Source organism: Nitrospira sp. (genome assembly GCA_030653545.1).
Lineage (GTDB): Bacteria > Nitrospirota > Nitrospiria > Nitrospirales > Nitrospiraceae > Nitrospira_D.
Map to the genome: position 1 here is coordinate 16,231 of JAURZE010000006.1, position 23,118 is coordinate 39,348.

Annotated in this window: 20 protein-coding genes; 6 read left to right on the top strand and 14 right to left on the bottom strand. The window is 60.2% G+C overall.

Going from position 1 to position 23,118, the window contains the following annotated elements; translation table 11 throughout:
• Positions 1-8 precede the first annotated feature (8 nt).
• Both mfd and rfaE2 read right to left on the bottom strand, forming a co-directional pair.
• A complete protein-coding gene (gene mfd / locus Q7U39_01925) occupies positions 9-3,482 on the bottom strand; it encodes a transcription-repair coupling factor (GenBank protein ID MDO9116689.1) in 3,474 nt (1,157 codons plus the stop codon).
• Positions 3,483-3,485: 3 nt separating this feature from the next.
• Entirely contained in the window at positions 3,486-3,968 is a 483-nt protein-coding gene (rfaE2, locus tag Q7U39_01930) for a D-glycero-beta-D-manno-heptose 1-phosphate adenylyltransferase (GenBank protein ID MDO9116690.1), read from the bottom strand.
• 225 nt (positions 3,969-4,193) lie between these two features.
• On the opposite strand from rfaE2, the gene Q7U39_01935 reads away from it, so the two are divergent.
• Positions 4,194-8,558, top strand: coding sequence for a PAS domain S-box protein (locus tag Q7U39_01935; protein ID MDO9116691.1), 4,365 nt, complete (start codon positions 4,194-4,196; stop codon positions 8,556-8,558).
• Between the two features lie 5 nt (positions 8,559-8,563).
• Positions 8,564-11,752 (top strand): PAS domain S-box protein, encoded by a 3,189-nt coding sequence (locus Q7U39_01940; protein ID MDO9116692.1) that lies wholly within the window; start codon positions 8,564-8,566, stop codon positions 11,750-11,752.
• Here Q7U39_01940 and Q7U39_01945 read toward each other — a convergent pair.
• Genes Q7U39_01945 through Q7U39_01965 form a run of 5 tightly spaced genes read right to left on the bottom strand, consistent with a single transcriptional unit; the run spans position 11,749 to position 15,504 of the window.
• The gene (locus tag Q7U39_01945) at positions 11,749-12,426 is read right to left on the bottom strand and encodes a SprT-like domain-containing protein (GenBank protein ID MDO9116693.1); all 678 of its coding nucleotides are present in this window, start codon (positions 12,424-12,426) and stop codon (positions 11,749-11,751) included. The two genes, Q7U39_01940 and Q7U39_01945, sit on opposite strands and share 4 nt — an antisense overlap.
• Positions 12,427-12,480: 54 nt before the next feature.
• On the bottom strand, positions 12,481-13,473 hold the full coding sequence (locus tag Q7U39_01950; GenBank protein MDO9116694.1) for a hypothetical protein: 993 nt from the start codon (positions 13,471-13,473) through the stop codon (positions 12,481-12,483).
• Positions 13,457-14,035, bottom strand: a complete 579-nt coding sequence (locus Q7U39_01955) for a D-sedoheptulose 7-phosphate isomerase (GenBank protein MDO9116695.1) — start codon at positions 14,033-14,035, stop codon at positions 13,457-13,459. Before Q7U39_01955 ends, Q7U39_01950 begins: the two co-directional genes overlap by 17 nt.
• Before the next feature lie 55 nt (positions 14,036-14,090).
• On the bottom strand, positions 14,091-15,029 hold the full coding sequence (locus Q7U39_01960; protein ID MDO9116696.1) for a stomatin-like protein: 939 nt from the start codon (positions 15,027-15,029) through the stop codon (positions 14,091-14,093).
• Between the two features lie 40 nt (positions 15,030-15,069).
• Positions 15,070-15,504: an NfeD family protein gene (locus Q7U39_01965; GenBank protein MDO9116697.1), complete on the bottom strand. Its 435-nt coding sequence runs from the start codon at positions 15,502-15,504 to the stop codon at positions 15,070-15,072.
• Between the two features lie 149 nt (positions 15,505-15,653).
• Here Q7U39_01965 and Q7U39_01970 point away from each other — a divergent pair, with 149 nt between their 5' ends.
• On the top strand, positions 15,654-16,910 hold the full coding sequence (locus tag Q7U39_01970) for a TIGR02710 family CRISPR-associated CARF protein (protein ID MDO9116698.1): 1,257 nt from the start codon (positions 15,654-15,656) through the stop codon (positions 16,908-16,910).
• Positions 16,911-16,915: 5 nt separating this feature from the next.
• Positions 16,916-17,326 (top strand): YbgC/FadM family acyl-CoA thioesterase, encoded by a 411-nt coding sequence (locus Q7U39_01975; protein MDO9116699.1) that lies wholly within the window; start codon positions 16,916-16,918, stop codon positions 17,324-17,326.
• A 205-nt stretch (positions 17,327-17,531) separates the two neighbouring features.
• Here the strand turns inward: Q7U39_01975 and Q7U39_01980 are convergent, their stop codons facing one another.
• The 3 genes from Q7U39_01980 to Q7U39_01990 all read right to left on the bottom strand — a co-directional run bounded on the left by Q7U39_01980 (position 17,532) and on the right by Q7U39_01990 (position 18,856).
• Positions 17,532-17,930 (bottom strand): hypothetical protein, encoded by a 399-nt coding sequence (locus tag Q7U39_01980; GenBank protein MDO9116700.1) that lies wholly within the window; start codon positions 17,928-17,930, stop codon positions 17,532-17,534.
• 38 nt (positions 17,931-17,968) lie between these two features.
• Complete coding sequence (locus Q7U39_01985) at positions 17,969-18,340, bottom strand: antibiotic biosynthesis monooxygenase family protein (protein ID MDO9116701.1); 372 nt, start codon at positions 18,338-18,340, stop codon at positions 17,969-17,971.
• A gap of 159 nt (positions 18,341-18,499) precedes the next feature.
• Complete coding sequence (locus Q7U39_01990; protein MDO9116702.1) at positions 18,500-18,856, bottom strand: thermonuclease family protein; 357 nt, start codon at positions 18,854-18,856, stop codon at positions 18,500-18,502.
• 331 nt (positions 18,857-19,187) lie between these two features.
• On the opposite strand from Q7U39_01990, the gene Q7U39_01995 reads away from it, so the two are divergent.
• Positions 19,188-19,418 carry a hypothetical protein gene (locus Q7U39_01995; GenBank protein MDO9116703.1) on the top strand — a complete coding sequence of 77 codons (231 nt, stop codon included), beginning with the start codon at positions 19,188-19,190 and terminating at the stop codon, positions 19,416-19,418.
• A 195-nt stretch (positions 19,419-19,613) separates the two neighbouring features.
• Here the strand turns inward: Q7U39_01995 and hemL are convergent, their stop codons facing one another.
• On the bottom strand, positions 19,614-20,897 hold the full coding sequence (gene hemL, locus Q7U39_02000) for a glutamate-1-semialdehyde 2,1-aminomutase (protein ID MDO9116704.1): 1,284 nt from the start codon (positions 20,895-20,897) through the stop codon (positions 19,614-19,616).
• 265 nt (positions 20,898-21,162) lie between these two features.
• Here hemL and Q7U39_02005 point away from each other — a divergent pair, with 265 nt between their 5' ends.
• Entirely contained in the window at positions 21,163-21,426 is a 264-nt protein-coding gene (locus Q7U39_02005) for a hypothetical protein (protein MDO9116705.1), read from the top strand.
• A gap of 76 nt (positions 21,427-21,502) precedes the next feature.
• Here Q7U39_02005 and Q7U39_02010 read toward each other — a convergent pair whose 3' ends face one another.
• From Q7U39_02010 to Q7U39_02020, 3 genes are read right to left on the bottom strand one after another with little or no spacing between them, the layout of a single operon-like run.
• Positions 21,503-21,850: a YidB family protein gene (locus Q7U39_02010; protein ID MDO9116706.1), complete on the bottom strand. Its 348-nt coding sequence runs from the start codon at positions 21,848-21,850 to the stop codon at positions 21,503-21,505.
• Positions 21,851-21,855: 5 nt separating this feature from the next.
• Positions 21,856-22,410 carry a barstar family protein gene (locus Q7U39_02015; GenBank protein ID MDO9116707.1) on the bottom strand — a complete coding sequence of 185 codons (555 nt, stop codon included), beginning with the start codon at positions 22,408-22,410 and terminating at the stop codon, positions 21,856-21,858.
• A 15-nt stretch (positions 22,411-22,425) separates the two neighbouring features.
• Positions 22,426-22,836: a ribonuclease domain-containing protein gene (locus Q7U39_02020; protein MDO9116708.1), complete on the bottom strand. Its 411-nt coding sequence runs from the start codon at positions 22,834-22,836 to the stop codon at positions 22,426-22,428.
• Positions 22,837-23,118: the final 282 nt, after the last annotated feature.

Below are 23,118 nucleotides of genomic sequence, written 5' to 3' on the forward strand. Positions count from 1 at the left end.
GGTGTGGTTCAGGCGCCCGATTTCGGCTGTGTCGTTGATTTGTTGGTATCACAGTGTCCCAGGCTTTGCAAGGTTGTGTTGAGTTCGGCAAAGGTCGAACCCCAGTCGTCATGCGGCATCTGGATCTCAAAAGCCTGTGGAGAGAGGAAGCGAAGCCGCTTTTTCAGGCGATCCATCATGGCATGGACGGCCGGTTCAGGGATCGCGGCCTTGGGTCCCAGCGTGACGATGGCCGACTGGTGGGTCACTTCGATCGCGTTGATATGGAGCAGTTTGGCCAGCACGCGCAGCTGCATCACTTCCAGGAGCCGCTCTACCGGTTCCGGCGGCAGTCCGTACCGGTCCTGGATTTCGCCATGGAGCAGGGCCAGTTCACCGACTTGCTTGCAGGCCGTCAGGCGCTTGTACCACGAGAGTCGATGGTGCGGATCCTCCACATACGCTTCCGGAATGAAGGCCGAGACCGGGACGCGCAGCGTGGGGTCCGGTTCTTCTTCGACCGTATGACCTTTGAGCCGCTGTACGGCGTCCTCGACCATCTTGAGGTATAGGTCCAGGCCGATGGCGGCGATGTGGCCGGACTGCGCTTTGCCCAGCAGGTTGCCGGCTCCGCGGATTTCAAGATCAGCCGCGGCGATGCGAAAACCGGATCCCAGCTCCGTAAATTGCTGAATCGCCATCAGTCGCTTTTGGGCATCCTCGGTGAGGCGGCCTTCGTCCGGAATGAGCAAGTACGCGTACGCCTGTTCCCCGCCGCGTCCTACGCGCCCCCGGAGTTGATAGAGCTGAGCCAGCCCGAACGTGTCGGCCCGATTCACGATGATCGTGTTGGCATTCGGCACGTCGATGCCCGACTGAATGATGGCCGAGGCAATGAGCACATCCACCTCGTGCTTGACGAATTTCAGCATCACCGCTTCAAGCAACTTGGGGTCCATCTGTCCGTGGGCCATCACCATCCGCGCTTCCGGGACCAACTGTTGGAGCCAGGCACCGGTGGCGGACATCGTCTCCACACGATTGTGAATGAAGTAAATCTGTCCACCGCGGCCCAGTTCGCGCAGGATCGCGTCGCGTATGGCCTTATCGTTGGACTTGATGACGGAGGTGCGAATCGCCAGCCGGCTGGCCGGGGGCGTGTCGATGATCGACAGGTCTCGCACGCTCGCCATCGCCATCTGTAGTGTGCGCGGAATCGGCGTGGCGGTGAGGGTGAGCACATCGACCTGCGTCCGCAGTTGCTTCAGCCGTTCCTTATGCTTGACTCCGAACCACTGCTCCTCGTCGATGATGACGAGGCCCAGATTGTGGAACACCACACTCTTCTGCAGCAGCCGGTGGGTGCCGATGACCACGTCGATGACGCCCGCGGCGAGATCCTTCAGCGTAGCTTTGGTGTCCTTGGGAGACTGCATGCGGGAAAGGACCGCCACTTTCGTCGGGAACGGCGCAAAGCGTTCGGCGAAATTTTCATAATGTTGATGGGCGAGTAGGGTTGTTGGGACCAAGACGGCGACCTGCCGTCCGCTCTCGATTGCCTTGAACGCCGCCCGCATCGCCACTTCCGTCTTGCCGTAGCCGACATCGCCGCAGACCAGCCGGTCCATCGGCTTTCCCGACTCCAGATCCCGTGCGATGTCCTGGATCGCCGTCAGCTGATCCGGCGTTTCTTCGTATTCGAACGCCGCCTCGAATTCGTGGTACAGCGTGCTAGGTCTGCCGTACCCGTCTCGCTTGACCAGTTCACGATTCGCGTAGAGGTCGATGAGATCCTGCGCCATCTCCTCGATATCTTTTTTGACCCGGGCCGTGGTTTTGGCCCAGCTGGTGCCGCCCAGGCGATCAAGCCTGGGTACATGTCCGTCGGCGCCGCTGTATCGCTGGACCTGGCTCAGGCGGTCGAGCGGAACGTAGAGCGTGTCGGCCCCGGCGAATTCCAGGATGAGGAAGTCGCTCTCGAACTCCTGCACGGTCAGCCGTTTGAGGCCGAGATAGCGGCCGATGCCATGCTGTACGTGGACGACATAGTCGCCGACATTCAGATCCTCGAGTGAGGAGAGGAACGTCGCGGTTTTGCTCTTCGGCTGTGTCTTATGGCGCGTGCCTTTGGCAAAGAGTTCTTCTTCCGTCAGGAGCGCGAGGTGAAACGTTTCCGATAACCATCCGGCCGACAGGTCGCCATGCATGACGGCGATGGGCGGTTTGCCGCTTTCCCGTTTGGCCCAGGCCGCGGGGGACCATTCCGCGGCCGGCAGATCGTGTTCTCGGAGCAGGGCCAGCAGCCGATCGACTTGTCCGCGGCTGCGCGCGATCAGCACCACACGGTGTTCGCCCCGCAACTGATCGAGGATGGACAGGGTCTGGCTGAACGGAGTTCCGCGAATCCCCAGGCCGGCGCTGGCCGGAATCTGTGCCGGGAACGGCACCACGGGACTCCAGGTGTCGTCGGATGGGGTCAGCGGCTCTAAGGCGAGCGTCGACCAGCCGGCTGCGCCGATTTCAATTTCATCCCAGGTTTGGAAGAGCCGTTCGGGGCTGGGATAAGGATTGGCTGCGTCCCGTTCGCCATGGCGGAGGTAACCGTCTTCGATCTTGGACCAGAGTGTCGCGCAAGTTGCTTGGAGCGTGGCGGGCTGGTCGAAAATGAGAATCGGCTCTTTGGGAAGATAGTCGAACAACGTGCCCATCTGGGGATACAGATCCGGCGCACGCCATTCCGCATCCGGTGCGATCGGGGTATAGGCCTCCGCGCTGTCCTCTGGCCGGAGATATTCCCGCGCCGGCAAGATCGTGGCTTCATCGACCTGCCGGATCGAGGTCTGTGTGGCGGCGTCAAACAGCCGGAGGGCTTCGATCGAATCTCCGAGAAACTCGATGCGGAGCGGATCGGAGTAGGCGGTCGAAAAAATGTCTACCAGGCCGCCGCGAATACTGAATTCTCCGGGAATCTCCACGACCGACACGCGCCGGTAGCCAAGGCGCAGGAGTTTGGCCAACAGCGTGTCGCGTTCGACGGTGCCGTTGCGCTCCAACTGGAGGGTGGCATGGGTCCAGGTGTCTTTCGGCAGGAGACGGTGCATCAGGGCCGCAACCGACGTGACGAGGGTCGTATCCGGGCTGGATTGCAATCGATGGAGCGTCTGCATGCGGTGCGCAACCAGACTGACATGGGGCGCCGTGGCCTCATAGGGCAGCGTTTCCCATTGCGGAAAGAGCGTCAGCCGGTCACTCGGGGCGCCCATGAGCTGATGGCAGAACTGGAGGTCGTCAAAGAGCCGTTCGGCCGTCTCATTGTTGGCCGTCACGACGATCCAGGGGCGGTTCCGGTATGCGGCCAGCGATGGGGCGTTGGTCAGACTGGTGAGCACAAATGCGGCGGTCGATCCATGTAACCCCGTGATGCAGGGGCGCGCCGAAGCCTGCTTGAGCGCAGACACGAGCGGGGCAAACCATGCTTCTGCGGGAGAGGGTGTGTGTGACACGGATTAAGCTGAGGCTGAGCGAATACGGTGAATCAATGCCGTTGTGGAGAACCCTGGAACCAGGGGGATGGTCTGTACCCTGCCTCCGCGCGCTTCGACAACGTCCCGACCGATAATGCGATCCAGAGGCCAGTCACCGCCTTTGACCAGAACGTCCGGCTGAACGGCGGTGATAAGCGCCTTGGGATCGGGTTCGGAGAATATCACAACGAAATCGACACATCCTAGCGCGGCCACCACTTCCGCCCGCTGTGCCTCGTGGACAATCGGCCGGTCCGGGGCTTTCTCCAGGCTGCGGACGGAATCGTCTGAATTGACCCCGACGATCAGGAGATCACCTAAGGCTCTGGCGGCTTGCAGATAGCGGGTGTGGCCGACATGCATCAGGTCGAAACAGCCGTTCGTGAAGACGAACCGGGACCCTCGGGCACGGAGGGGTTTGAGCTGCTCAACCAGTTGTTCTTTGGTCACAATCTTGTTCGGCATGGCGCCCCATCATACCTGTCGCGCCGGCTGATGGGAAGCCACGCGCTGCGGCCCGACTATTTTGCCCAGGATTCCTTAAGTTCGTGAAACAACGACCCGATACAGACGCTAACCGGGAGCAGGGAAAGGTCTGCGCAAGACAGGCCGCATCCACGGTTTGCGCGCGGACAAGAACCGGTGAAGAGGGGATCAACAGGCGTGGGACTGGGAGTTTCGGATCAGCGCATGGCATCAGGTCGCGGCTCCCGTGCGTTTACGCACCGGCATCAGTTTATGCTGATCGGACTCATTACGGCGGCCACACTGATGGCGGTGCTTGGGGGGGGTACCTGGCTGGAACGGCGGACAGTGGCGACGTCAGGGGAGGCGGTCTCCATCATGGCGGCGGAAGTGTCCGCCAAGCTCGATCTGCTGCTGAATGAGCGGGTCGGTGACGTGCAGTTCCTGGCAGAATCGCTGGCGATGAGCGGGGGAACATCGGCGGCGCGGAGCCATATTCTGTCCACGTTTCATCAAGCCTATCCCCTCTATCTCTGGATCGGCATCGTCGATCCGGCCGGCCGGATCCTCGAAGCCACGATGCCTCAGGCCCGCCGGCTCGATGTCCGGGCCGCCGACTGGTTCCAGGCGGTGCGCGAAGAACGAATCGGTCTGTACGTGGGCGACATCGCCGTCGATGAGGCGAGTCCCGGCGCAGAGGCCGTCTCTTTCACTGCCCCGATTGTGGATCATCGGGTGGATGCCGCCCGCCGGTCCTTTCGCGGCGCGGTGACGACCCGGGTGAGTGCCAAGCAGCTGGAGCGCTCGGTGACTGAAGCGATTCGGTTGTTCCAACAGAAGACATCTTTCTTTCATACAGTCGAATATAAAGTGCTCCGGGCAGACGGCGGGGTGTTCATCGATTCGGACGGTGCGCGCCAGGGGCATTTGAATCTCGCGCAAGGAAACCTGCCGTCGGTTCAACGTGCCGGCTCAGGGGAGTCGGGCTTTGTCGAAGAGCAGCATTTCGTCCGCCGGGTGCCGGTGTTGACGGGGTATGCCCGCACCCAGGGGGCAGAGGGGGTCGAGAGTCCGAAATGGACGGTCCTGCTGCGGGTGGACCGGGCGGAAGTCGTGGACCCGGTCCATCGCTTTCTCTGGACGGTGGGCGCAGCCGGCCTTCTAATCGTCGGGCCGCTCATCGGGCTCTTGCTCAATGTAACCCGTCGCGTCCAGCGGGAGTGGAAGGAGACGCAGGAGGAGCGGATGCATGCGCGAGCGAATGAGCGCCGGCTGCAGACGATCCTGGAGGTGGAGCCGGAGGGAGTGCTGGTGACGGATGACGGTCGCCGTGTTCTGCAGATCAATCCGGCCGGGTGCGCGCTCTTCGATGCCGGGTTTCCGGAAGAGATTCTTGGCCGGGATATCGGCCGCTGGGTGCACGAGGACGATCGTCGGGCGTACGAGGATGCGCATGCCGCCGCGCTCCAAGGCCGGAGCGTCTTGATGAGCGGCCGGCTGCAGGGCCTCTCGGGACACTCGCGCTGGTTTGAGATGACGTCGGTGTTGTTGCCGGGAGAGCAGGGTATCCCGCCGTCGGTCTTGAGCGTGACGCGGGACATTACGGATCAGAAACATGCGCAGCGCCGTCAGGCGCTGCAGCATGCGGTGGCGAAAGTCCTGGCCGAAGCCTCGACGGTCGAGCAGGCGATCCCTGAGTTGCTGCGCGTGATCGGAACGAGCCTGGAATGGCAGGTCGGCATTTTTTGGCGGGTGCAGGAGAGGGCCAGAACGCTTCGCTGCCTGCACACGTGGGGCGCCCATCCGCATCCGGTGGAGGAGTTTTTGGAGGCCAGTCGCCGGGAGACCTTTTCATCCGGTGTGGGATTTCCCGGTCGCTGTTGGGCGCGGGGCGAGTCGCTCTGGGAGCCGGATGTCCTGCGGGACCATGACTTCGTGCGAACGGCTGCGGCCTCGAGGAACGGCTTGCATGCCGGTTGTGTATTTCCCGTGTGGCTGCGGGCGAGCGTGTTCGGCATCATGGAGTTTTTCAGCCGGGACGTGCATCCCCGCGATGCGGATCTCTTGCGGACGCTCGCCACGATCGGAAGTCAGATCGGGCTCTTTCTGGAGCGGGCGGAGGTCGAAGCCTCCTTGCGAGAGAACGAGAGCCGGACGCGTCTCATCATTGATACGGCGCTGGACGCCATCGTCACGATGGATCGGGACGGGATGATCACCGAGTGGAATGCGCAAGCGGAGTTGCTCTTTGGATGGCAGGCGCACGAAGCGATCGGCAGAGATCTGGCCGATACGATCATCCCGGCCGACCAACGGGCGGCGCATCGCGCCGGGCTGGCTCGGTATCTCAAGACGGGCCAGGTGAGCATTCTCGGGAAACTGGTGGAGGTGCAGGCCTGTCATCGTGATGGACGGGTGTTCCCGGCGGAGGTCTCCATTGCGCATCTGCGCCTGAATGATACGGTCGTGTTCAGTGCGTTCATCCGGGATATCTCGCAGCGCAAGGAGTCGGAGCAGGCCCTCTCGTCCTATGCGCAGCAGTTGGAGCGCAGTAATCACGATCTCGACGCAGCCCTGGGCCAGGCGCGTGCCGCCACTGAGGCGAAATCAGCGTTTCTCGCTACGATGAGTCACGAAATCCGGACGCCGATGAACGGGGTGATCGGGATGACCGGGCTGCTGCTCGACACGGAGCTGACGGCGGAGCAACGGGAGTATGGCGAAGCGGTGCGGAATTGCGGCGATCATCTGCTGACAATTATTAATGACATTCTGGACTTTTCGAAGATCGAGGCCGGCAAGATGAACTTGGAGATCATCGACTTCGATCTGCGTCATGCGGTCGAAGATGCGTTGGATCTCTTTGGAGAGCGGGCTTCGAGCAAGCATCTGAATCTCGCCTGCCTGTTTCACGCCGAGGTGCCGAGCGCTCTGCGCGGTGATCCCGGACGCGTGCGCCAGGTGCTGACTAACCTCGTGGGGAATGCCATTAAGTTTACCGAGCAGGGGGATGTCGTCGTCCAGGTGCGGCTCGGCTCGCAGCAGGCCGGCGCGGTCGTCGTCCGGTTCGATGTCACGGATACCGGCATCGGCTTGACCGAGGCGCAACAGGCCCGCTTATTCCAGGCGTTCAGCCAGGCCGATGGGTCCACGACGAGAAAATATGGCGGCACCGGATTGGGGTTGGCCATTTGCAAACGTCTCGTGGAAATAATGGGCGGGGAGATCGGGGTCGCCAGTCAACCGGGAACCGGCAGTACCTTCTGGTTCACCGCTCGATTTGAACTGCAAGGGGAAGCGGTTGAAGCCGTCGTGCCGGAAGTGCTCTCGGTACGGGGGAAACGTGCGTTGATCGTCGACGATAAGCCGATCAACTGCCGGATCCTCGATCTGCTGATGAAGAAATGGGGAGTCGTGTCCACGGTGGTCAGCGACTATGCGGCCGTCGTTCCTCACCTTCAGGCGCAAATTCGCAAGGGGATCCCGTATGACGTCGTGGTCATTGATGCCGATCTGGCCGACGTCGACGGACTCCAGCTTGCGCAAACGGTGTTGGCAATCGGGGCGTCCGCTCCGCGCGTGATCCTGCTGACGTCTGTCGGAAAACGGGGAGACGCGAAAGCGGCCAAGGCGTTGGGCGTGTCGGCCTATCTCACTAAGCCGCTCAGGGAAAGTCAGCTTGTGCGTTGTCTGGCGATGGTGTTGGACCCGTCGACGGCTGCCTCCGCCGGAGGCCGGATGCAGCCGGGAGCGGAGTTAGTCACCCGCTATACGCTTGCCGAAGCGGCCACATCGGCGGGGATGAAGATTTTGCTCGCCGAAGACAACATTATCAATCAGAAGGTCGCCGTCCGGATGTTTGAGCGGCTGGGCCATCGGGTCGATGTCGTCGCAAACGGGCTTGAGGCCGTCGAGGCCCTGTCGCGCATCCCGTATGACCTGGTGTTCATGGATTGCCAGATGCCGGAGATGGACGGATTTGAAGCGACCCGCAAGATTCGATCGCGTGAGCGGTCGGGCAGCGGCTCGGGGCTGCATCCCTCGCCGAATGCTCACCACCGGACTCCCATCATCGCGATGACGGCTAATGCGATGCAGGGGGACCGTGAAGCCTGCCTGCAAGCGGGCATGGATGACTATGTCTCCAAGCCGGTGACGAGCGACGCCTTAGCCGTGGTGTTTGATCGGTGGCGTCCGCGTGAGGTTGAGCCGGTGTCTGCAGCGGCGAAGAGCGATGGCCCCACGATTGATCCGCTGGTGTTTGACGGGCTTCGCGTGTTGAGCGACGAGGATGATCCCGGATTTTTATCCCGGATCATCGGCCATTTTCTTGCCGATACTCCGACCCGGCTGACTGCGCTGGGGGCGGCTTGCCGCAAGGGACGAGCGGAAGATGTGCAACGAATCGCACACAGTTTAAAGGGGAGCGCAGCGAATCTTGGCGCGTTGGGCCTGGCCAGAATGTGCGACCAGGTCGTGTTGGCCGCCCGTGAGGAACTGGAGACGGTCCCCGCCCTTTTGGCTGAATTGGAACTTGAATTTCAGCGAGCCCGCGGAGAGTTGGAGCAGGATCTCAGGGAGGCGGCATAGTGGGGGTGGTTCACAGATTGCGAAGGGCTGTTTCCAAAGCGCCGGTGATGCTCTGTGCCGGGGTGATCGGTGCTGCGTCTCTCGGGCTCCTTGGACTTTGGATAGTTGAACAGGAACTCATTGCCCGAGCCGGTGAACGGCTCAAGTTTGGTGCGATTCAGGTAGCCCATAAACTGGATAGCCTCTTGGTTGAGCGAATCGGGGTGCTTCGTCTGCTCGCCGTGGCACCGCAACTTCAGAGCGGAGATGGCCCGGCGATGAAGGCCTATCTCGAGACGATTCTTCAGACCTATGGAGTCTATGACCAATTGGCGGTGGCGGATCTCTCCGGTCATCTCGTGGCGTCCACCGATACCGCCTCTATCGGGCAGGAAGTGTCTACGAAGCCTTGGTTCGGGTCGGTCCTGCGGGCAACCGGAATTCATGTCATTGAGGAAGAACAGCAGAGCCGCGGGGATGGTGTACTTTCGGCGGTGCTGTTCGCGGCGGCCTTCAGGAAGGCGGACGGGGCAGTTGGGGGCGTCGTTTTGGCGAAAGTAGAGCGCGCAACGTGGGAGACGTTCGTTGTTGAGACTATCGAGGAATTTCAGGCGCAAACACGAGACTACGGACCGGTGCGGTATCGTATTCTGGCCGAAGATGGGCGAGTGCGCCTGGGTGCCGAACCTCAAGAAGAGCAAGTCGGCAATCTCAGGCAACTGGGGTTGCTTTCTGCCGTGCATGTAGTCGGGGGGCGATCGGGGTTTGTACAGGAAGAGCATCTGACCCGCCGAGTTCCCGTCATCACGGGCTATGCCAGCCTGGCTGCTGTTCAGGGGTCAGAAGGATTGCGATGGGGAATTCTGGTCCGTGCCGATCGCCAGCACGTGTTGGCCGACCTTCGCAGTGTGTTGATAAACGTCACTGCGGCTGGTGCCGGAGGGTTTCTTCTCATGCTGAGCTTGGTGGTGTGGGCCAAGCGATGCCAGCTACGGGAACAGGATCACTCCGTCAAAGCTGAACAAGCTTTGGCGGAAAGTGAGGTGCAATTCCGTGCGGTTTTGGACGAGGCCCTTGATGCCGTCGTCGTGATCGATCAACGAGGTGTTGTTCAGTTCTGGAGCAAGCAAGCCGAGCATACGTTCGGATGGCGGGCGACGGAGATCCTGGGGAAGAATCTGGCCCCGTTCATTATCCCTCCTGCATTTCGCGAGGCGCATCAGCAAGGGATGGCGCGATACCTTACGACGGGAGAGGAATCGGTGCTGAAGAAGCGAATCGAAATAACGGCACTTCGCCGCGATGGAACGGAGTTTCCGGTAGAGTTGACTATTACGCCGGTCAGGGCTGAATCCGAAGTTCGCTTTAGTGCTTTCCTGCGTGACATTACAGAGCGGGTCCGCACTGAACAACGCAAGCGGGTGCAGATCGCATTGAATATGCTGCTAAGTGCGGAGACTCTGAATGGGGAGGGCCGACAGAAAATGCTGGCTGCTATCGGCGGGAGTCTCCAGTGGGCTGCGGGCGTGTGGTGGAGTCCTGATTCCACCAATCGTCTCCACTGTCGTGCGATATGGGCGGCCGATCCTGCAAAGAATGATGAGTTCCTTAAAATCACCCATGGTCTGGATTTTGGACCGGGCATCGGACTCCCCGGTCGTGTCTGGGAGAGCGGGGAACCGGCGTGGATTTCCGCTGCCGGCAAAACCGAAACGTTTCCTCGGGCCCCGTCCGCCGCTGCCGGCGAGATACATGGAGCGTTGGCAATTCCAATCCCATTTAGAGGCGGTGTCGGAGGGGTACTGGAATTTTTCTCGAATCAGGCGAAAGAACCTGACGAGAGCCTGTTGGCGATCTTGGCGTGGATCGGGCAGCAAATTGGATCGGCGATGGAACGCCAGCAGGCGGAACAGGCTCGGCAGGAGAGTGACTCCCGTATGCGGGCGATTGTTCATGGCGCGATGGATGCGATCATTGTTATGGACAGTTCCGGTCGCATATCGGGGTGGAATCAGAAGGCCGAAGAAATTTTCGGCTGGACGGAGCAGGAGGCGGTGGGTCGAGATCTGGCCGAAACTATCGTCCCGCCGTCGTTACGCGAGGCGCATAGGATGGGGCTGGCCAAGTACCTGGCCACCGGAGTAGGGCCCGTGTTGAATCAGATGGTCGAGATCATCGGCGCCAGAAGAGATGGATCCGAGTTTCCGGTCGAACTGACGATCACACCGCTGGCATTGGACAGCGGGAGGATGTTCAGCGCGTTTGTACGGGATATAACGGTTCGGAAGCAAATGGTGGAGCGGTTGAATGAACGCGAGACGTACTTCCGGTTGTTGTCGGAACAGTTGCCGGTCGGGGTGTTTGAAGTGAGGGTCGATGGAAGTTGCCTCTATGTGAACAAGACAGGCGGTACCATTCTGAGACTTCCGGAGGCACCAGAGGGACGGGGGCATGTTCTGCCGGAATGCCATTGGGTGGAGTGGTTCCACCAAGATGATCACAAAGTTCTACGGGAAGCCTGGGGTGCGGCAATCACTTTGGCGAGCCCAATTCAACAGGAATGTCGATTGGCCGGGGATGAAGAGGAGCCGCGATGGGTTCAAGTGCTGATGTGGCCAATCGCCAATGAGCGCGGACATCGATATCTTGGAACGATGGAGGATATCACGGCGCGAAAGCGGACGATCGCGCACACGATGCAGTTGCTCCGGCAAGGACAATTTGAATTGCGCACGATGGCGGAGGCCAGAAATCTGGCTGAATTACTTGCCTACGCTTTCCCCGATCCATCCCGTACGCAGCTGGGCTTGACGGAATTGCTCGTCAATGGAGTTGAGCATGGGAACCTGGGTATTTCCTATGATGAGAAATCCACACTCTTGGACCAAGGCCGGTTCGAGGCTGAGCTGATCCGGCGATCGGCGTTACCGGAACATAGGGACAAGCGTGTCCATATCACGGTGGAGCGGACCGACAGGAATCTCGAGATGACGATTCTCGATGACGGCAGCGGGTTTGACTGGAGACAGTATCTCGATCTGGATCATAGGCGGGCAGACGAATCTCACGGCCGCGGTATTGCGATGGCCAAAGCTGTGAGTTTTGACCAGCTAGATTTTCAGGGGTCCGGCAATCAGGTCGTAGTATCGGTCTCACTGAACGGGGTCGATGCCGATGCCGATGCGTGGCCGGAAGAGGAGCGCAGGGTCGCTTAGCGGCCGGAGAAGAGCGCGCGAATCGACGCTCCCCAGCCGAGCGAGAGTTGCCCGGCCTCGGACGGCAGGGGGGCAGATGGCGGCGGAGTGATGAAGGGCGTCAGCGGCATGGGCACCGCCCCACGATGCACCATCGGCAATTCCTGCAACGCTCCCCGGCAGGTTCCGCAGAGATGCCGGCGAGGTTGAATCGTCTTGCGTTGACGGCGATACACCCTTCCGCAATCCTTGCAGCGCCACGCAAATTGCGCCAGCGCCAGCACTTCTTTGTGAAGCGAGTGATAGATCGTAATCGAGACCAGCCCGCTCCGGTTCATCTCGGTCATCTTCCGCACAAAATCAGGGCCATGGTTCGGCTTCCGTTTCAGGATGTCGAACTGCCATTGATGAATCATCTCATGGGCGAGCGTATTCAGCAGTTCCTGCTCGGCATAGGGGGTTCGTTCAGCCAGGCGTGCCATCAGAGGCTCGGACAAGCGTATTTCCCGTTTGGATCGCTGCGGAGTCGATTCGTCGAATTGCCGTGGACGCGGGCCTCCGCGACTGACGAACATGCCGACGGACGACGTCAGGCGGCGGCTCCAGGCAATGGAAATTTCCCGCAGGAGCCCGTCGAAGTAGCGCTCGTTCAGGGTGCGCCACTCTGCTTGTAACCGTTCGATGGAGGGATTCATAGTTACAGGCTCCGTCTTGCCGGGAGCATAGCGACTCAGAGGCGGCAATCGACGTTAGCGGATCTGCTCGAGTACCGCTGCGGCCAGGAGCGGCAACATAATCTCATGATGCCCGGTCAGGGTATAGCCCTTCCCGCCTTTTTGGGTCGGGCGTCTCACCACATTCGTCAGCGGCCGATAGTGCGAGAGGAAATCCATATTCACCGTGGTGATCTTGGCGAGAGGATGGCCGAGATTACGTCCGAGCGACACCGTTTTCAAAAACACTTCGGGCAGAATGACGGCCGATCCCACATTCAGATAGACCCCGCCTTCCATGCCGGCGACCACGGCGGCCAGCCGTCGAAAATCCAGCAGAGACGTGGCTCCGATGGCGGCGCCATCGGCGGCAGGGTGCATATGGATGATATCCGTTCCGATCGCGACGTGCACGGTGACGGGAATGCCGAGCTTTGCGCCGGTGGCGAGAATGCTCGTCGCGCGGTTGGGAAACTGGCCTTTATAGCGATTGATGTAGTGTCCGACGGCCTCTCCGAGCCCCTGACCGTGTTGTGCGCCGAGCGTGATGGCCTCGTTCAAGATGCGGCCGGTGTCTTCGGCCATGCCGAAGCGGCCTTCGTCGATCTCGGCGTCCACTTCTTCCGAGGTGTGCCCCATGAGCGCCAGCTCGAAGTCGTGGATGATGCCGGCTCCGTTCATGGCCACAGCGGTGACGATGCCGCGTTCCATCAGATCGACGAGCAGCGGCGCGAGGCCCACCTTGATCACGTGGGCGCCGATACCGACGATGACGGGCCGCTTCTGGCGATGGGCTGTCGCGATGGCGGTCGCCACGGCGCGCAATGTCTTGACGGCAAGCAGATCGGGCAGCGATGCGAAAAACTGCTCGAACGACCCTCCGCGTGTCCACGGCCGGGCAAAGTCGGCGACCCGCACTTTGCTATGACGTTTTTTCAACGGATATGTCGTCAGATCCGACACATCGATCGGAGGAATCAACAGACGCGCGGGACGTTGCGGGGGAGTCCGGTTAGGACGCTGTGCCAAGGAGTGTTTCCTCTACGAGTTCGCACAGGACATGGCCGAGCGTGATATGGCTTTCCTGGATGCGCGCCGTGACGGTGGAGGGTACGACGAACGGATGATCGACGAGGCCGGCGAGTTTCCCGCCGGTGCCGCCGGTCCACGCGATAGTGATCAGGCCGCATTCGCGCGCGGCCTCGATCCCTTTGAGTACATTCGGCGAATTGCCGCTGGTGCTGATGCCGATGGCGATATCGCCTTTCTGGCCGTGAGCTCGTACCTGCCGGGCGAAGAGTTCGTCGAACCCGTAGTCGTTGGCGATGCAGGTGATGGCGGCGATGTCGGTCGCGAGGGCGATGGCCGGCAACGGCTTGCGCTCGCGCTTATAGCGGCCGACAAACTCCGCTGCGATGTGCGCGGCGTCCGTGGCGCTGCCACCATTGCCGAACAGCAGGACTTTGTGTCCTTCGCGGAACGCGGTCACCAGCAGTGCGGCGACGTGGGCGATGCGGTCGGCGTGGTCGCGCGCAAATTGTTGTTTGACGGCCGCGCTGTCGGAGAAGGCCTTGAGGACAAAATCTTTCATTAGTCCGCGATTCTAGGCAAGCGCGGTGAGACTGTCAAACGCGGCTGCTCGGACGCTAGGCCTTCGGTGGCGGGGTCGGCGAACCCTGCTTGATGGCGCTCATGGCCAGCGCGATCATGGAGCCGACGTCGGAGACGGTGGCCGGGAGAATGAGCGTGTTATTGGTCCTGGCCAGCTCACCGAATTTCGTGATGTACTGTTCTGCTACGCGCAGCTGGACCGCTTCCTGTCCGCCGGGCACTTGAATGGTCTCGGCCACCTTCCGGAGTCCTTCGGCGGTCGCTTGGGCGATCGCGAGGATGGCTGAGGCGGCGCCTTCGGCTTCATTGATCTGTTGCTGTTTCTTCGCTTCCGAGGCCTTGATCACTTGCTGCTTCTCACCCTCGGCCTGGTTGATCGCGGCGTCGCGCTCGCCTTCTGACGTGAGAATCACGGCGCGCTTTTCCCGCTCCGCCCGCATCTGCTTTTCCATCGCATTGAGCACGTCCTTGGGCGGCGTGATGTTCTTGATCTCATAGCGCAGGACTTTGACGCCCCAGGGGTCCGAGGCCTTGTCGAGCTCATTCACGACCTGGATATTGATATTGGTCCGTTCTTCAAAGGTCCGATCAAGTTCGATCTTCCCGATCTCGCTTCGCAAGGTCGTTTGGGCCAGCTGGATCAAGGCGAATCCATAGTCGCTGATGCCATAGGACGCGCGCTGCGGATGCAGCACTTTGAGGTACAGGATGCCGTCGACCGACACCTGCACGTTGTCGCGGGTGATGCAAACCTGCTCGGGAATATCGATGGCTGTTTCTTTGAGCGAGTGCTTGTAGCGGATGTTATCGACAAAGGGGAGCAGGATGTGAAAACCGGCGTCCAGCGTTGCCGAATATTTGCCGAGACGCTCGACGACATAAGCGCTTTGTTGCGGGACGACGACGGCCAACTTTGAGATGACATAGAGGACGAACAGGGCCAATAGGAGTGTGACGAGAAATCCGCCGCTCATACCACCATCCATAATGTAGTCTCCACGTGATAGGTCCCCGCTATTCGCCTGTGATCAGCAATGTGAGGCCGTCCATGCCGGTGACTTTGCTCCGCTGCCCCTTTGCCAATGGGTTGGGGCCGGTGTTTCTGGCCGACCAGGTGGTGCCTCGGAGTTCGACTTTTCCGACGGCTCCGGCGGCCAGTGTGTCTGCGGGAATGGCGATTTCGCCCGTCATCGAATCAATGTCGGGATGTTTCACTTCCGAGGCATTGATGCGGGCCAGCAAGGGGCCGCGAAACAACAACAGGAATGCGACGGCCATGCCGGAGAAAAGCAGCCATTGGGCGGATTCTCCCGGGACGAGTTCCAGCCACGCGATCGCTCCGACCACCAGGGCGGCGAGGCCGAAAAAGAGAATGTAGAATCCCCCGGGGGTCATCATCTCGGCGCCCAACAGGAGCAACCCGAGCAAGAGCCAGTACCACCAGATCATTGTAGAACCTCAGCGTGGGCGGTGAGCGAGGAAAGAGGCCTGCGCAATGGAGGAAAGTCTAAGCCGGTTTCCGGAGACCGTCAAGCAGAACGCATATTGCCCGGCCGAGAATTGATCGCCTCTCTGGCCGATGTTATAGTCCGCGCGCAATGGCGCACGAACAACCAACCAAAGCACTCGTGGTCGCGTTTACCGACGATGCGGCGGCGGCGGTCTTTGTCATCAATCGCCTCCAGCCTGAGGCGCTCTGCTTCGTGCTGCCGGAGTCCGCGAAGGACCTGGTGGAGTCGGCTGTGCAACCCCATATCGAGCACATGCCCAGGCGATGGGATTGGGTCACGCTGGCCGATACGGTCGATGTCGCAGCCTGTCATCATGCGCTGGCTGGTGTGCTGCCGGACCTGCTGACAACCTGGGATGTGCACTCCGGCGATCTGGTGCTCGATCTCACCGGGGCGACCCCGGCGATGGCGGGCGCATTGACGCTGGTGACCTTGCCGACGAGTTCCCGGACCGTTGCGCTGCTGCCATGGATTGAGGGGCAGGAGAGCGAGCCGATTATGGTGGGGAGCCGGCTGATGCGCTGGGCACAGGGCAATCTTTGGGATGATGTGGCGCTGGTCTCGCGTCAGGAGGCCGCCGAGCTGTTCAATCGCGGGATGTACTCGGCTGCGATCAGACGGTTTCGCGAGATCGAGACCAGGGTGAGCGGCGGGCAGAAGCCGACGTATCGTGCTTTCGCCGATCTCGCCGAGGGCTATGAGTTCTGGGAGCGATTGCACTACCGGCAGGCGTGGGACAAACTGAAGACTGCGGCGAAAGCGCTGGAGATGGCCTCGTTGTGGGGCGGGCCACCGGGATTGAAGACGGTGCTTCCGTCCATCAAGGCCAACGCGACGTTTCTCGAAAAGCTGGTGCTCGATCCCGCGGCCGTCAAAGACTCCCTCGCCCTTGATTTGCTCGCCCATGCCGGGCGACGGCAGCGTGCCGGCCACGATCCGGAGTCGGCGATGATCGTCCTGATGCGCGCCCTCGAATCGTTCGCCCAGCGGCAGTTGTTCAAGCAGTATAAGATCAAGACCTGGGATGTGCAGCCGGAGCAGCTCCAGCAGGCCATTCAGGAAACCTGCCGGAGGGCTTGGTTAGACGACGTCGACGGCAAGTACAAAGCCCCCTTACAAGGCCAGTTCCGCGTACTGGCGGCGCTGGGCGATCCACTCGGCCAGGCCTTCCTGCGTGAATGGCCGACCATGAAGCCACTGCTCGATGCGGCGAATCATGGCGTGCTCGGCCACGGTTTTGAGCCGGTCAAATCGGAGCGTGTGCAGCAGCTGTACGATGTCGTGGTGAAGCTGACCGGAGTGACAGAGTCATCGTTGCCGAAGTTTCCCACGCTCGCGCTCTAACCGACATGGAAGTCAAAATCTACTATGAGGATACAGACTGCGGCGGAGTGGTCTACTACGCCAACTACCTCAAATATTTTGAGAGGGCGCGGACGCACTATCTTGAAGCGCGGGGGCTGTCGGTCTCCGGGCTAATGAACCAGGGGACGGTGTTTGTGGTCGTGCGCGCGGAGCTGGACTATCGGTCTCCCGCACGGTACGGCGACACGCTGCTCATCGATACGGTGGTGTCCGATCTGAGCGCCGCCTCCATGACTTTCGCGCATGTGGTGAAAGAAAAGGCGAGCGGACGGGTGATCGTGGAGGGGTCTGCTCGACTGGCCTCGACAGATGGCAACGGCAAGGTGAAACGTCTCGACAAGGCGGTCGTCGCCGTACTACAGTCCGGAGCCGATAAGGAGTCATTGAATGGATAAGCTCGGAACCTGGCTCGCCGTCACCGGCGTCGCGATCGGATTTATCGTCCTCGGCTGGCTGCTGTTCTCAGAAAACCCGTCGGAGAAGAACAAGAAGAAGCCGTAACTCTCCTCTTCCCTACCCCGGGTGAATCTCACGCTGCGCACTCGATGCATTGGCCGCTGAGCTGTGCTCGTCCCCACTGCCCCACATCATCGCCAGCTGTTATCCGAGGACGCCGGCCCAGCGTAGCGCCAATAGCACCAGCCCAAGCACCATTAGGCCACTGAAAAACCTGAACGTGAGTCGTATTGTGCGTTCCGTCAGGATCGTATCGAAGGCATAGCCGGTTGTAGCGCCATAGCGGACGGCCAGCGCGGTCAACGGACACTTTAGCCCGTTGCCCGCGAAGACGGCTGCTTCAATAGCGAGGAGCCCCAGCGCACCCCACAGCCAGGGGCCGACGTACCCCGTCGCCCCGGCATAGAGCAGGAGAAAGATCGCAGTGACCATCAAGATGTAGACCGTCGAGTGAACGCCACGGACGAGCGCAAGAATCCGGGCATCACTCACGGTGTTTCCCTTGGTTTCAGTACCCCGATCATCCTGAGATGCTATCGTCACTGGCGGCCGCTCCTGTTCCGGTCGACTGCGCGGTGTTGTTAGGGACCGACGCACAGATTTGGGACTGTGAGGCGTGTGAACAAGTGTGGTGAGGCTACGGCAGATGAAGGGTAGCGTTCTAAGGCTTGTTTGAAGTCGGGATGGCTGAAAGCCGCTCGAAAATGGGCCACCGATTCCCATACGGCGTAATTCATGAAAGCGGTGCTTCCCGCAATCCCGCGATGTAGCTGAGTGGAGATATACCCCGGTTGTTGTTTCATCCAGGTGGCGTCATCGGCCCAGGCTTTCAGCAATGCAGGGATATCGGACTCTGCAACGGTAAATACGTTCACGAGTACAACCGGCGACACATCGGCATTGAGTTGGGAAAAAATCGGAACGGTTTCATCGAGAGGTTTCAGTGGAAGCATGCCGATCTCCTTATGGACGGGTGGACAGATGTGCGACCTATCGATCGATAGATCGGTTCAGGGCCAGGTGCCTTTGCGTCGGGTGCCGGGAAAGACCCAACGGCATCCTGGCAGGATTGGGACCTGAGGCCAAGTGATTTCTTGCGGGGGTGAACTCAATTAGGACTGCGGCTTTGCGAACCCTTCTTGTTTCAGCATCTCTGCTACGTTCTTTCCATTCACAAATACGTCGGCGACGGTGCGGCCGTAGACATCCTGGCCATGGGGCACGATACGGATCGGCCCTTCTTTGAGGAGTTGCTCCAGCCGCTGTCGGGCTTCTGGTCCGCGTGGCTCGTTCAGTTCCGGCGTGTCGATGCCGCGGAGTCTGATGCGTTCAGAGCCCACGCGCAAAGTATCGCCGTCGACGGTGTGGATGGGTTGGCTGGTGGGAATTCTCCTTCCGGAGATCCGGCCCAACGCCGAAGACTGCGCCTGTTTCCGGTACGGCGCGATTTTGTACCGGCCCTTAGGCAATCGATGGGGTCGGCTCCCTGACGGACGGTGCGGGCGATGCGGCTGCAGCGTCGAAGGAGGAGATGACTCGTTGATCGAGGGCGACCAGCAGAGGTCACAGTTTTTCTGAACCGTTGATTCTCCACTGGACGTAGTGAGTCGGGAGGCTTGGACCGAGTTTAACCAACAGGTTGCCACGGTGAGAACACAGAGCGTCATGCTGGATGTTCGTTTGAGCCGCATGTCTCAGTGCTAAGCAGGGTGCGTGCCATGAGCCACTCGGTTGACAACGATCAAAACGGCGTGCTGGAATGCCGATGTTTCACGAACCACGAATCACGGAGGTTTTACGATGGATATGATGGGACGGGTGGGGCTGATCGAGATTCCAATCTTGATCGCGCCTGATCAAAAAATCTGGTTGGATCGCATGATTAAGGAAAACAAAATCGCCATTCCTCCAGGAGGGACCTTGGAAAAAGGCTCGCTCTATTCGATGTTTATCCGGATGCTCCTGCATAACGCGATGGAAGAGCAAAAGCGGCAGGAAGTCTTGGATATGGAGGACGAGGACGACGAATAGGCGGTCGATAAAAACAATCGCGGGCGGCGTTCTCACGTTGCTCAAGACTTCAACATACTAGGAAGTACGCCTGAGTTTTTCACTCGCTACGGCCTTGCCGGACGATCGGTTTGATCGACCCGCAAGGCCGTAGCTGTATCGAATGGACTCCGTCTGTATCCCATGAGATACGAACGACACTTCACGGGAGACGCACTATAAGCTCTTGAAGGCGGAATGCGCGGCGCGGATGGTTTTGTCGATGTCGGCTGAGGTGTGAGCGGTGGAGAGGAACGCTGCTTCGAATTGCGACGGAGCCAGATAGATGCCCTGGTCCAGCATCTTGTGAAAGTACTTGCCGTAGCGCGCTGTATCCGCCTGTTTCACGGTATTCCAATCACTGACAGGCGTGGAAGTAAAGAATGCGGTGAGCATGGAGCCCACGCGGGTTTGGATGAGCGGCACGCCCGCTTTCTTCGCCGCTTCGCCGATGCCCTTCGCCAGGGCCGCGGATTGCGCCTCAAGCTTCTTGTAGACGCCCTTCTTCTTGAGCTGTTTCAGCGTTTCGATCCCCGCCGAGACGGCCAACGGATTTCCCGACAAGGTTCCTGCCTGATAGACCGGCCCGGATGGCGCGATCAGATCCATGATGTCTTTCCGTCCGCCGTAGGCGCCGACCGGCAGCCCCCCGCCGATGATTTTCCCGAGGATGGTGAGATCCGGCGTAATGCCATAGAGCGCCTGCGCGCCTCCGTAGTTCACGCGAAATCCTGAAATCACTTCGTCAAAGACGAGAAGAATGTCATTCTCTGCCGTCAGCCGGCGAAGAGCGGAGAGAAATTCCGGGGCCGGGGGCACGACGCCCATATTGCCTGCGATCGGCTCCAGAATAATGCAGGCCAGGTCTTTGCGATGTTCGGCCACCATTCGTCGCACAGTGTCGATGTCGTTATAAGGGGCCGTCAGGGTGTGCTTGGCAAAGTCGGCCGGGACGCCGGGTGAATCGGGGATGCCCAAGGTGGCCAGACCAGAACCGGCTTTGGCGAGTAAGTAGTCGCTGTGTCCGTGGTAGCAGCCCTCGAATTTCAGGATGCTGTCCCGCTTGGTGAAGCCCCGGGCCACGCGAATGGCGCTCATGACGGCTTCAGTTCCGGAACTGACCAGACGCACTTTCTCCATGGACGGGAAGGCGTCGCGGATCATGCGGGCAAGGGTGACTTCCAATTCCGTGGGTGCGCCGTAGCTGGTGCCGTTGTCGGCGGCTTTCTTAATAGCCCGGATGACCGCCGGAGCGGCATGTCCCAGGATCATGGGGCCCCAGGAGAGGACATAGTCGAGATAGGTGTTGCCGTCGACGTCGTAGAGCTTGGCTCCTTTGGCGCGCTTGATGAACCGGGGCTGACCCCCGACAGAGCGGAACGCTCGGACGGGGCTATTGACCCCACCGGGAATGAGCAATTGGGCTGCGGCAAAGAGTTGGGCTGATCGAGTCGTTTTCATGACGGGGGCGCACCCTAACATGCTCCTCTGCACGGGTCAAGAAAGCCGGATTAGAGAAGCGGAGCTGCCGTTCATTGCCTCATCGAGGAGCAAAAAGTGTCTCATGAGATACGGCCCTATCGATTTAGATACGATTGGCCCAGTTCGGTCATACCAAGAGTGGGGCGAATCACTGGGAATTGAGTGGGTAACGGCGCGGGATATTCCGGCCCAACTTTTGCTGTTTGTGTTGCGTAGCGGTGTATCAGAAAAGTGAGGAGTGACCATGACGGTGGTGTGTTCGTGGTGCCGGCATGAAGGATTAGCCGGAGTCTTTGGAGAAAAAGCTCCTTTTGAGGATCGGCGGGAGACCCATGGGATTTGTCCGTCACATCGGATCCAGGTTCGTGCCGGGTGGATGGAGTCACGCTTCGGTCAGGTTAACGGCACTCAGGGATCAACGACCCAAGAAGTCGGCGGGTATGTCGTGCGTTCCGCAGCCCACCTCTGGGGCGAACTGCGGAATCTCTCGCGGAAAGCCGGGCTATAGGTTCCCCAGCCTTACGTTTCCTGCACGGGTACTATTTCCCCTGAAACATCTTCAGCAATTGATCGAGTCCGCCGGCTTAAATCTTTCCTGTCGGTGTCAGCTTGTCGACGAGATCTGGCAACAAGCCGGCGAGTTGCGTGCCGGCGGCCTCGGTCGAGATCCCGGCTTTGGTCGCCAGTTGTTTGAGCAGGTCGCCGCCGAGGCCCTGTTGAATCTGCTGGGGGGTCACAGGAAGATTCTTGCCGGTACCCACCCAGGAGTTCACGATCTCGCCCAGGCCGTTCTTTTGGAGGGTTTGGACCAGTCCAGCGAGCCCTCCCACCGAGCTATTCTGACCGAGCAAGCCGGTCAAAGCCTGCATCAAAGGATTCTGGTTGCTGCTTCCGCCGAGCATGCCGCCGACGGCTTGCCCTAATTGATCCATGAGACTCATTGCGGTGTCCTCCCATTCTTTGCGGGACGAGGCGATCGTCCTTTCGTCGGGGGGGAGAGGTCCGGCATTGGCGCCGGCTCAATCCCCCAATGTTTTCTCCTAGGTGCTTCCTGGTGTGATACTGCAAAGAGGGCATGAAAGGCAACCGCCTTGGACCCTCCGCCGGCCTGGCCTTTGCTCCAGGCTTCCCCGGCATCGCTCAGAATCTCGAGCAGCGTTTCGTACTCGTCCTCGTCGTCGGCCAAGACGGCTTGTGCATCGGTGAGGAGCAGCACATAGCCCTTGGCCGGCAGCCATTCCAAATCCGCGAGACATTCTTCCATCGCGTCCCAGTTGTGACCGAAATAGTCCGGGAACCCTAAGGCGCGAGCGAATTCCGTGAACAGGCCGGCCGGGGTCGAGCATTTTTTGCCGTGGATTACGCGCAGGGCGAATCCGGTCGGCGCTTTGACCAAAGCGGTGGCCGTCGTGCCGGCCGGAATAACGAGCAAGGACGACCAGGGGGCTATCGGAGTCTGGAGATAACTCATCAAGGTGCGTGGTGGTGTCATGGAATGATCAGTGTCCTAGTTGAGCGGTGTAAAGGTTCGGTAATGATCGCCTGTATAGTAGGCCTTGCCGGTGCGCTGTTCGATCACCAGCCGTTCCGCATCACGCGACCGACCCCGGATCTTGGGGTTCACGTCATACTCGCGATAGCGGCCGCGCGGCAACCGGCGCTCTCGATTCTGAAATTCCCGCCCGCCGATATATCCGGGCAGCGGGGCTCCGTCCCGTTCCTGCAAACGCTTGAGCAGGTCCTGCGCTTTGAGAGGCGCCATTGAGACGGCATCGTGATCCTGCGTCACCGCTGGCGGTGATTGAGTGAGAGGGTCTGCCAGGCCGGTTCCCGCGTTCAGCCCAGCGCAGATCACCAGTCCGAGCAGGAAGGCGGTCACGAGGCATTGTGAGAAACGCCGGATCAGGGGGAAGGGCATAACGAGAATCCTGTTCGTCCGTCGCAAAGACCGATCGACCGTAGCATGCGCATTTTGGGGAGGTCAAACCGCCTTCAGCGGGAGAGGTATGATCGCTTTGCGGTCACTCAGTACGTAGGTTAGAATGTGAGCGGATTGTTCACAGCACGAATCCGGGGCGGGTTGTCATCCGATCGCGATATCAAATCAGAAAGATTCGACTCCATCGTGATGCCCGTGAGGGACGCATGACGAGTGCCATGCGAGGAGCCAACATGGTGTTGAACCCGCCGGCCATCCGAG

Excerpts from the sequence above, each read along its gene's own strand:
- rfaE2 (MDO9116690.1), bottom strand. The coding sequence starts at position 3,968 with ATGCCGAACAAGATTGTGACCAAAGAACAACTGGTTGAGCAGCTCAAA.
- Q7U39_01935 (MDO9116691.1), top strand. The coding sequence starts at position 4,194 with ATGGCATCAGGTCGCGGCTCCCGTGCGTTTACGCACCGGCATCAGTTT.
- Q7U39_01945 (MDO9116693.1), bottom strand. The coding sequence starts at position 12,426 with ATGAATCCCTCCATCGAACGGTTACAAGCAGAGTGGCGCACCCTGAAC.
- Q7U39_01955 (MDO9116695.1), bottom strand. The coding sequence starts at position 14,035 with ATGAAAGATTTTGTCCTCAAGGCCTTCTCCGACAGCGCGGCCGTCAAA.
- Q7U39_01960 (MDO9116696.1), bottom strand. The coding sequence starts at position 15,029 with ATGAGCGGCGGATTTCTCGTCACACTCCTATTGGCCCTGTTCGTCCTC.
- Q7U39_01965 (MDO9116697.1), bottom strand. The coding sequence starts at position 15,504 with ATGATCTGGTGGTACTGGCTCTTGCTCGGGTTGCTCCTGTTGGGCGCC.
- Q7U39_01970 (MDO9116698.1), top strand. The coding sequence starts at position 15,654 with ATGGCGCACGAACAACCAACCAAAGCACTCGTGGTCGCGTTTACCGAC.
- Q7U39_01975 (MDO9116699.1), top strand. The coding sequence starts at position 16,916 with ATGGAAGTCAAAATCTACTATGAGGATACAGACTGCGGCGGAGTGGTC.
- Q7U39_01985 (MDO9116701.1), bottom strand. The coding sequence starts at position 18,340 with ATGCTTCCACTGAAACCTCTCGATGAAACCGTTCCGATTTTTTCCCAA.
- Q7U39_01995 (MDO9116703.1), top strand. The coding sequence starts at position 19,188 with ATGGATATGATGGGACGGGTGGGGCTGATCGAGATTCCAATCTTGATC.
- hemL (MDO9116704.1), bottom strand. The coding sequence starts at position 20,897 with ATGAAAACGACTCGATCAGCCCAACTCTTTGCCGCAGCCCAATTGCTC.
- Q7U39_02005 (MDO9116705.1), top strand. The coding sequence starts at position 21,163 with ATGACGGTGGTGTGTTCGTGGTGCCGGCATGAAGGATTAGCCGGAGTC.
- Q7U39_02010 (MDO9116706.1), bottom strand. The coding sequence starts at position 21,850 with ATGGATCAATTAGGGCAAGCCGTCGGCGGCATGCTCGGCGGAAGCAGC.
- Q7U39_02015 (MDO9116707.1), bottom strand. The coding sequence starts at position 22,410 with ATGACACCACCACGCACCTTGATGAGTTATCTCCAGACTCCGATAGCC.
- Q7U39_02020 (MDO9116708.1), bottom strand. The coding sequence starts at position 22,836 with ATGCCCTTCCCCCTGATCCGGCGTTTCTCACAATGCCTCGTGACCGCC.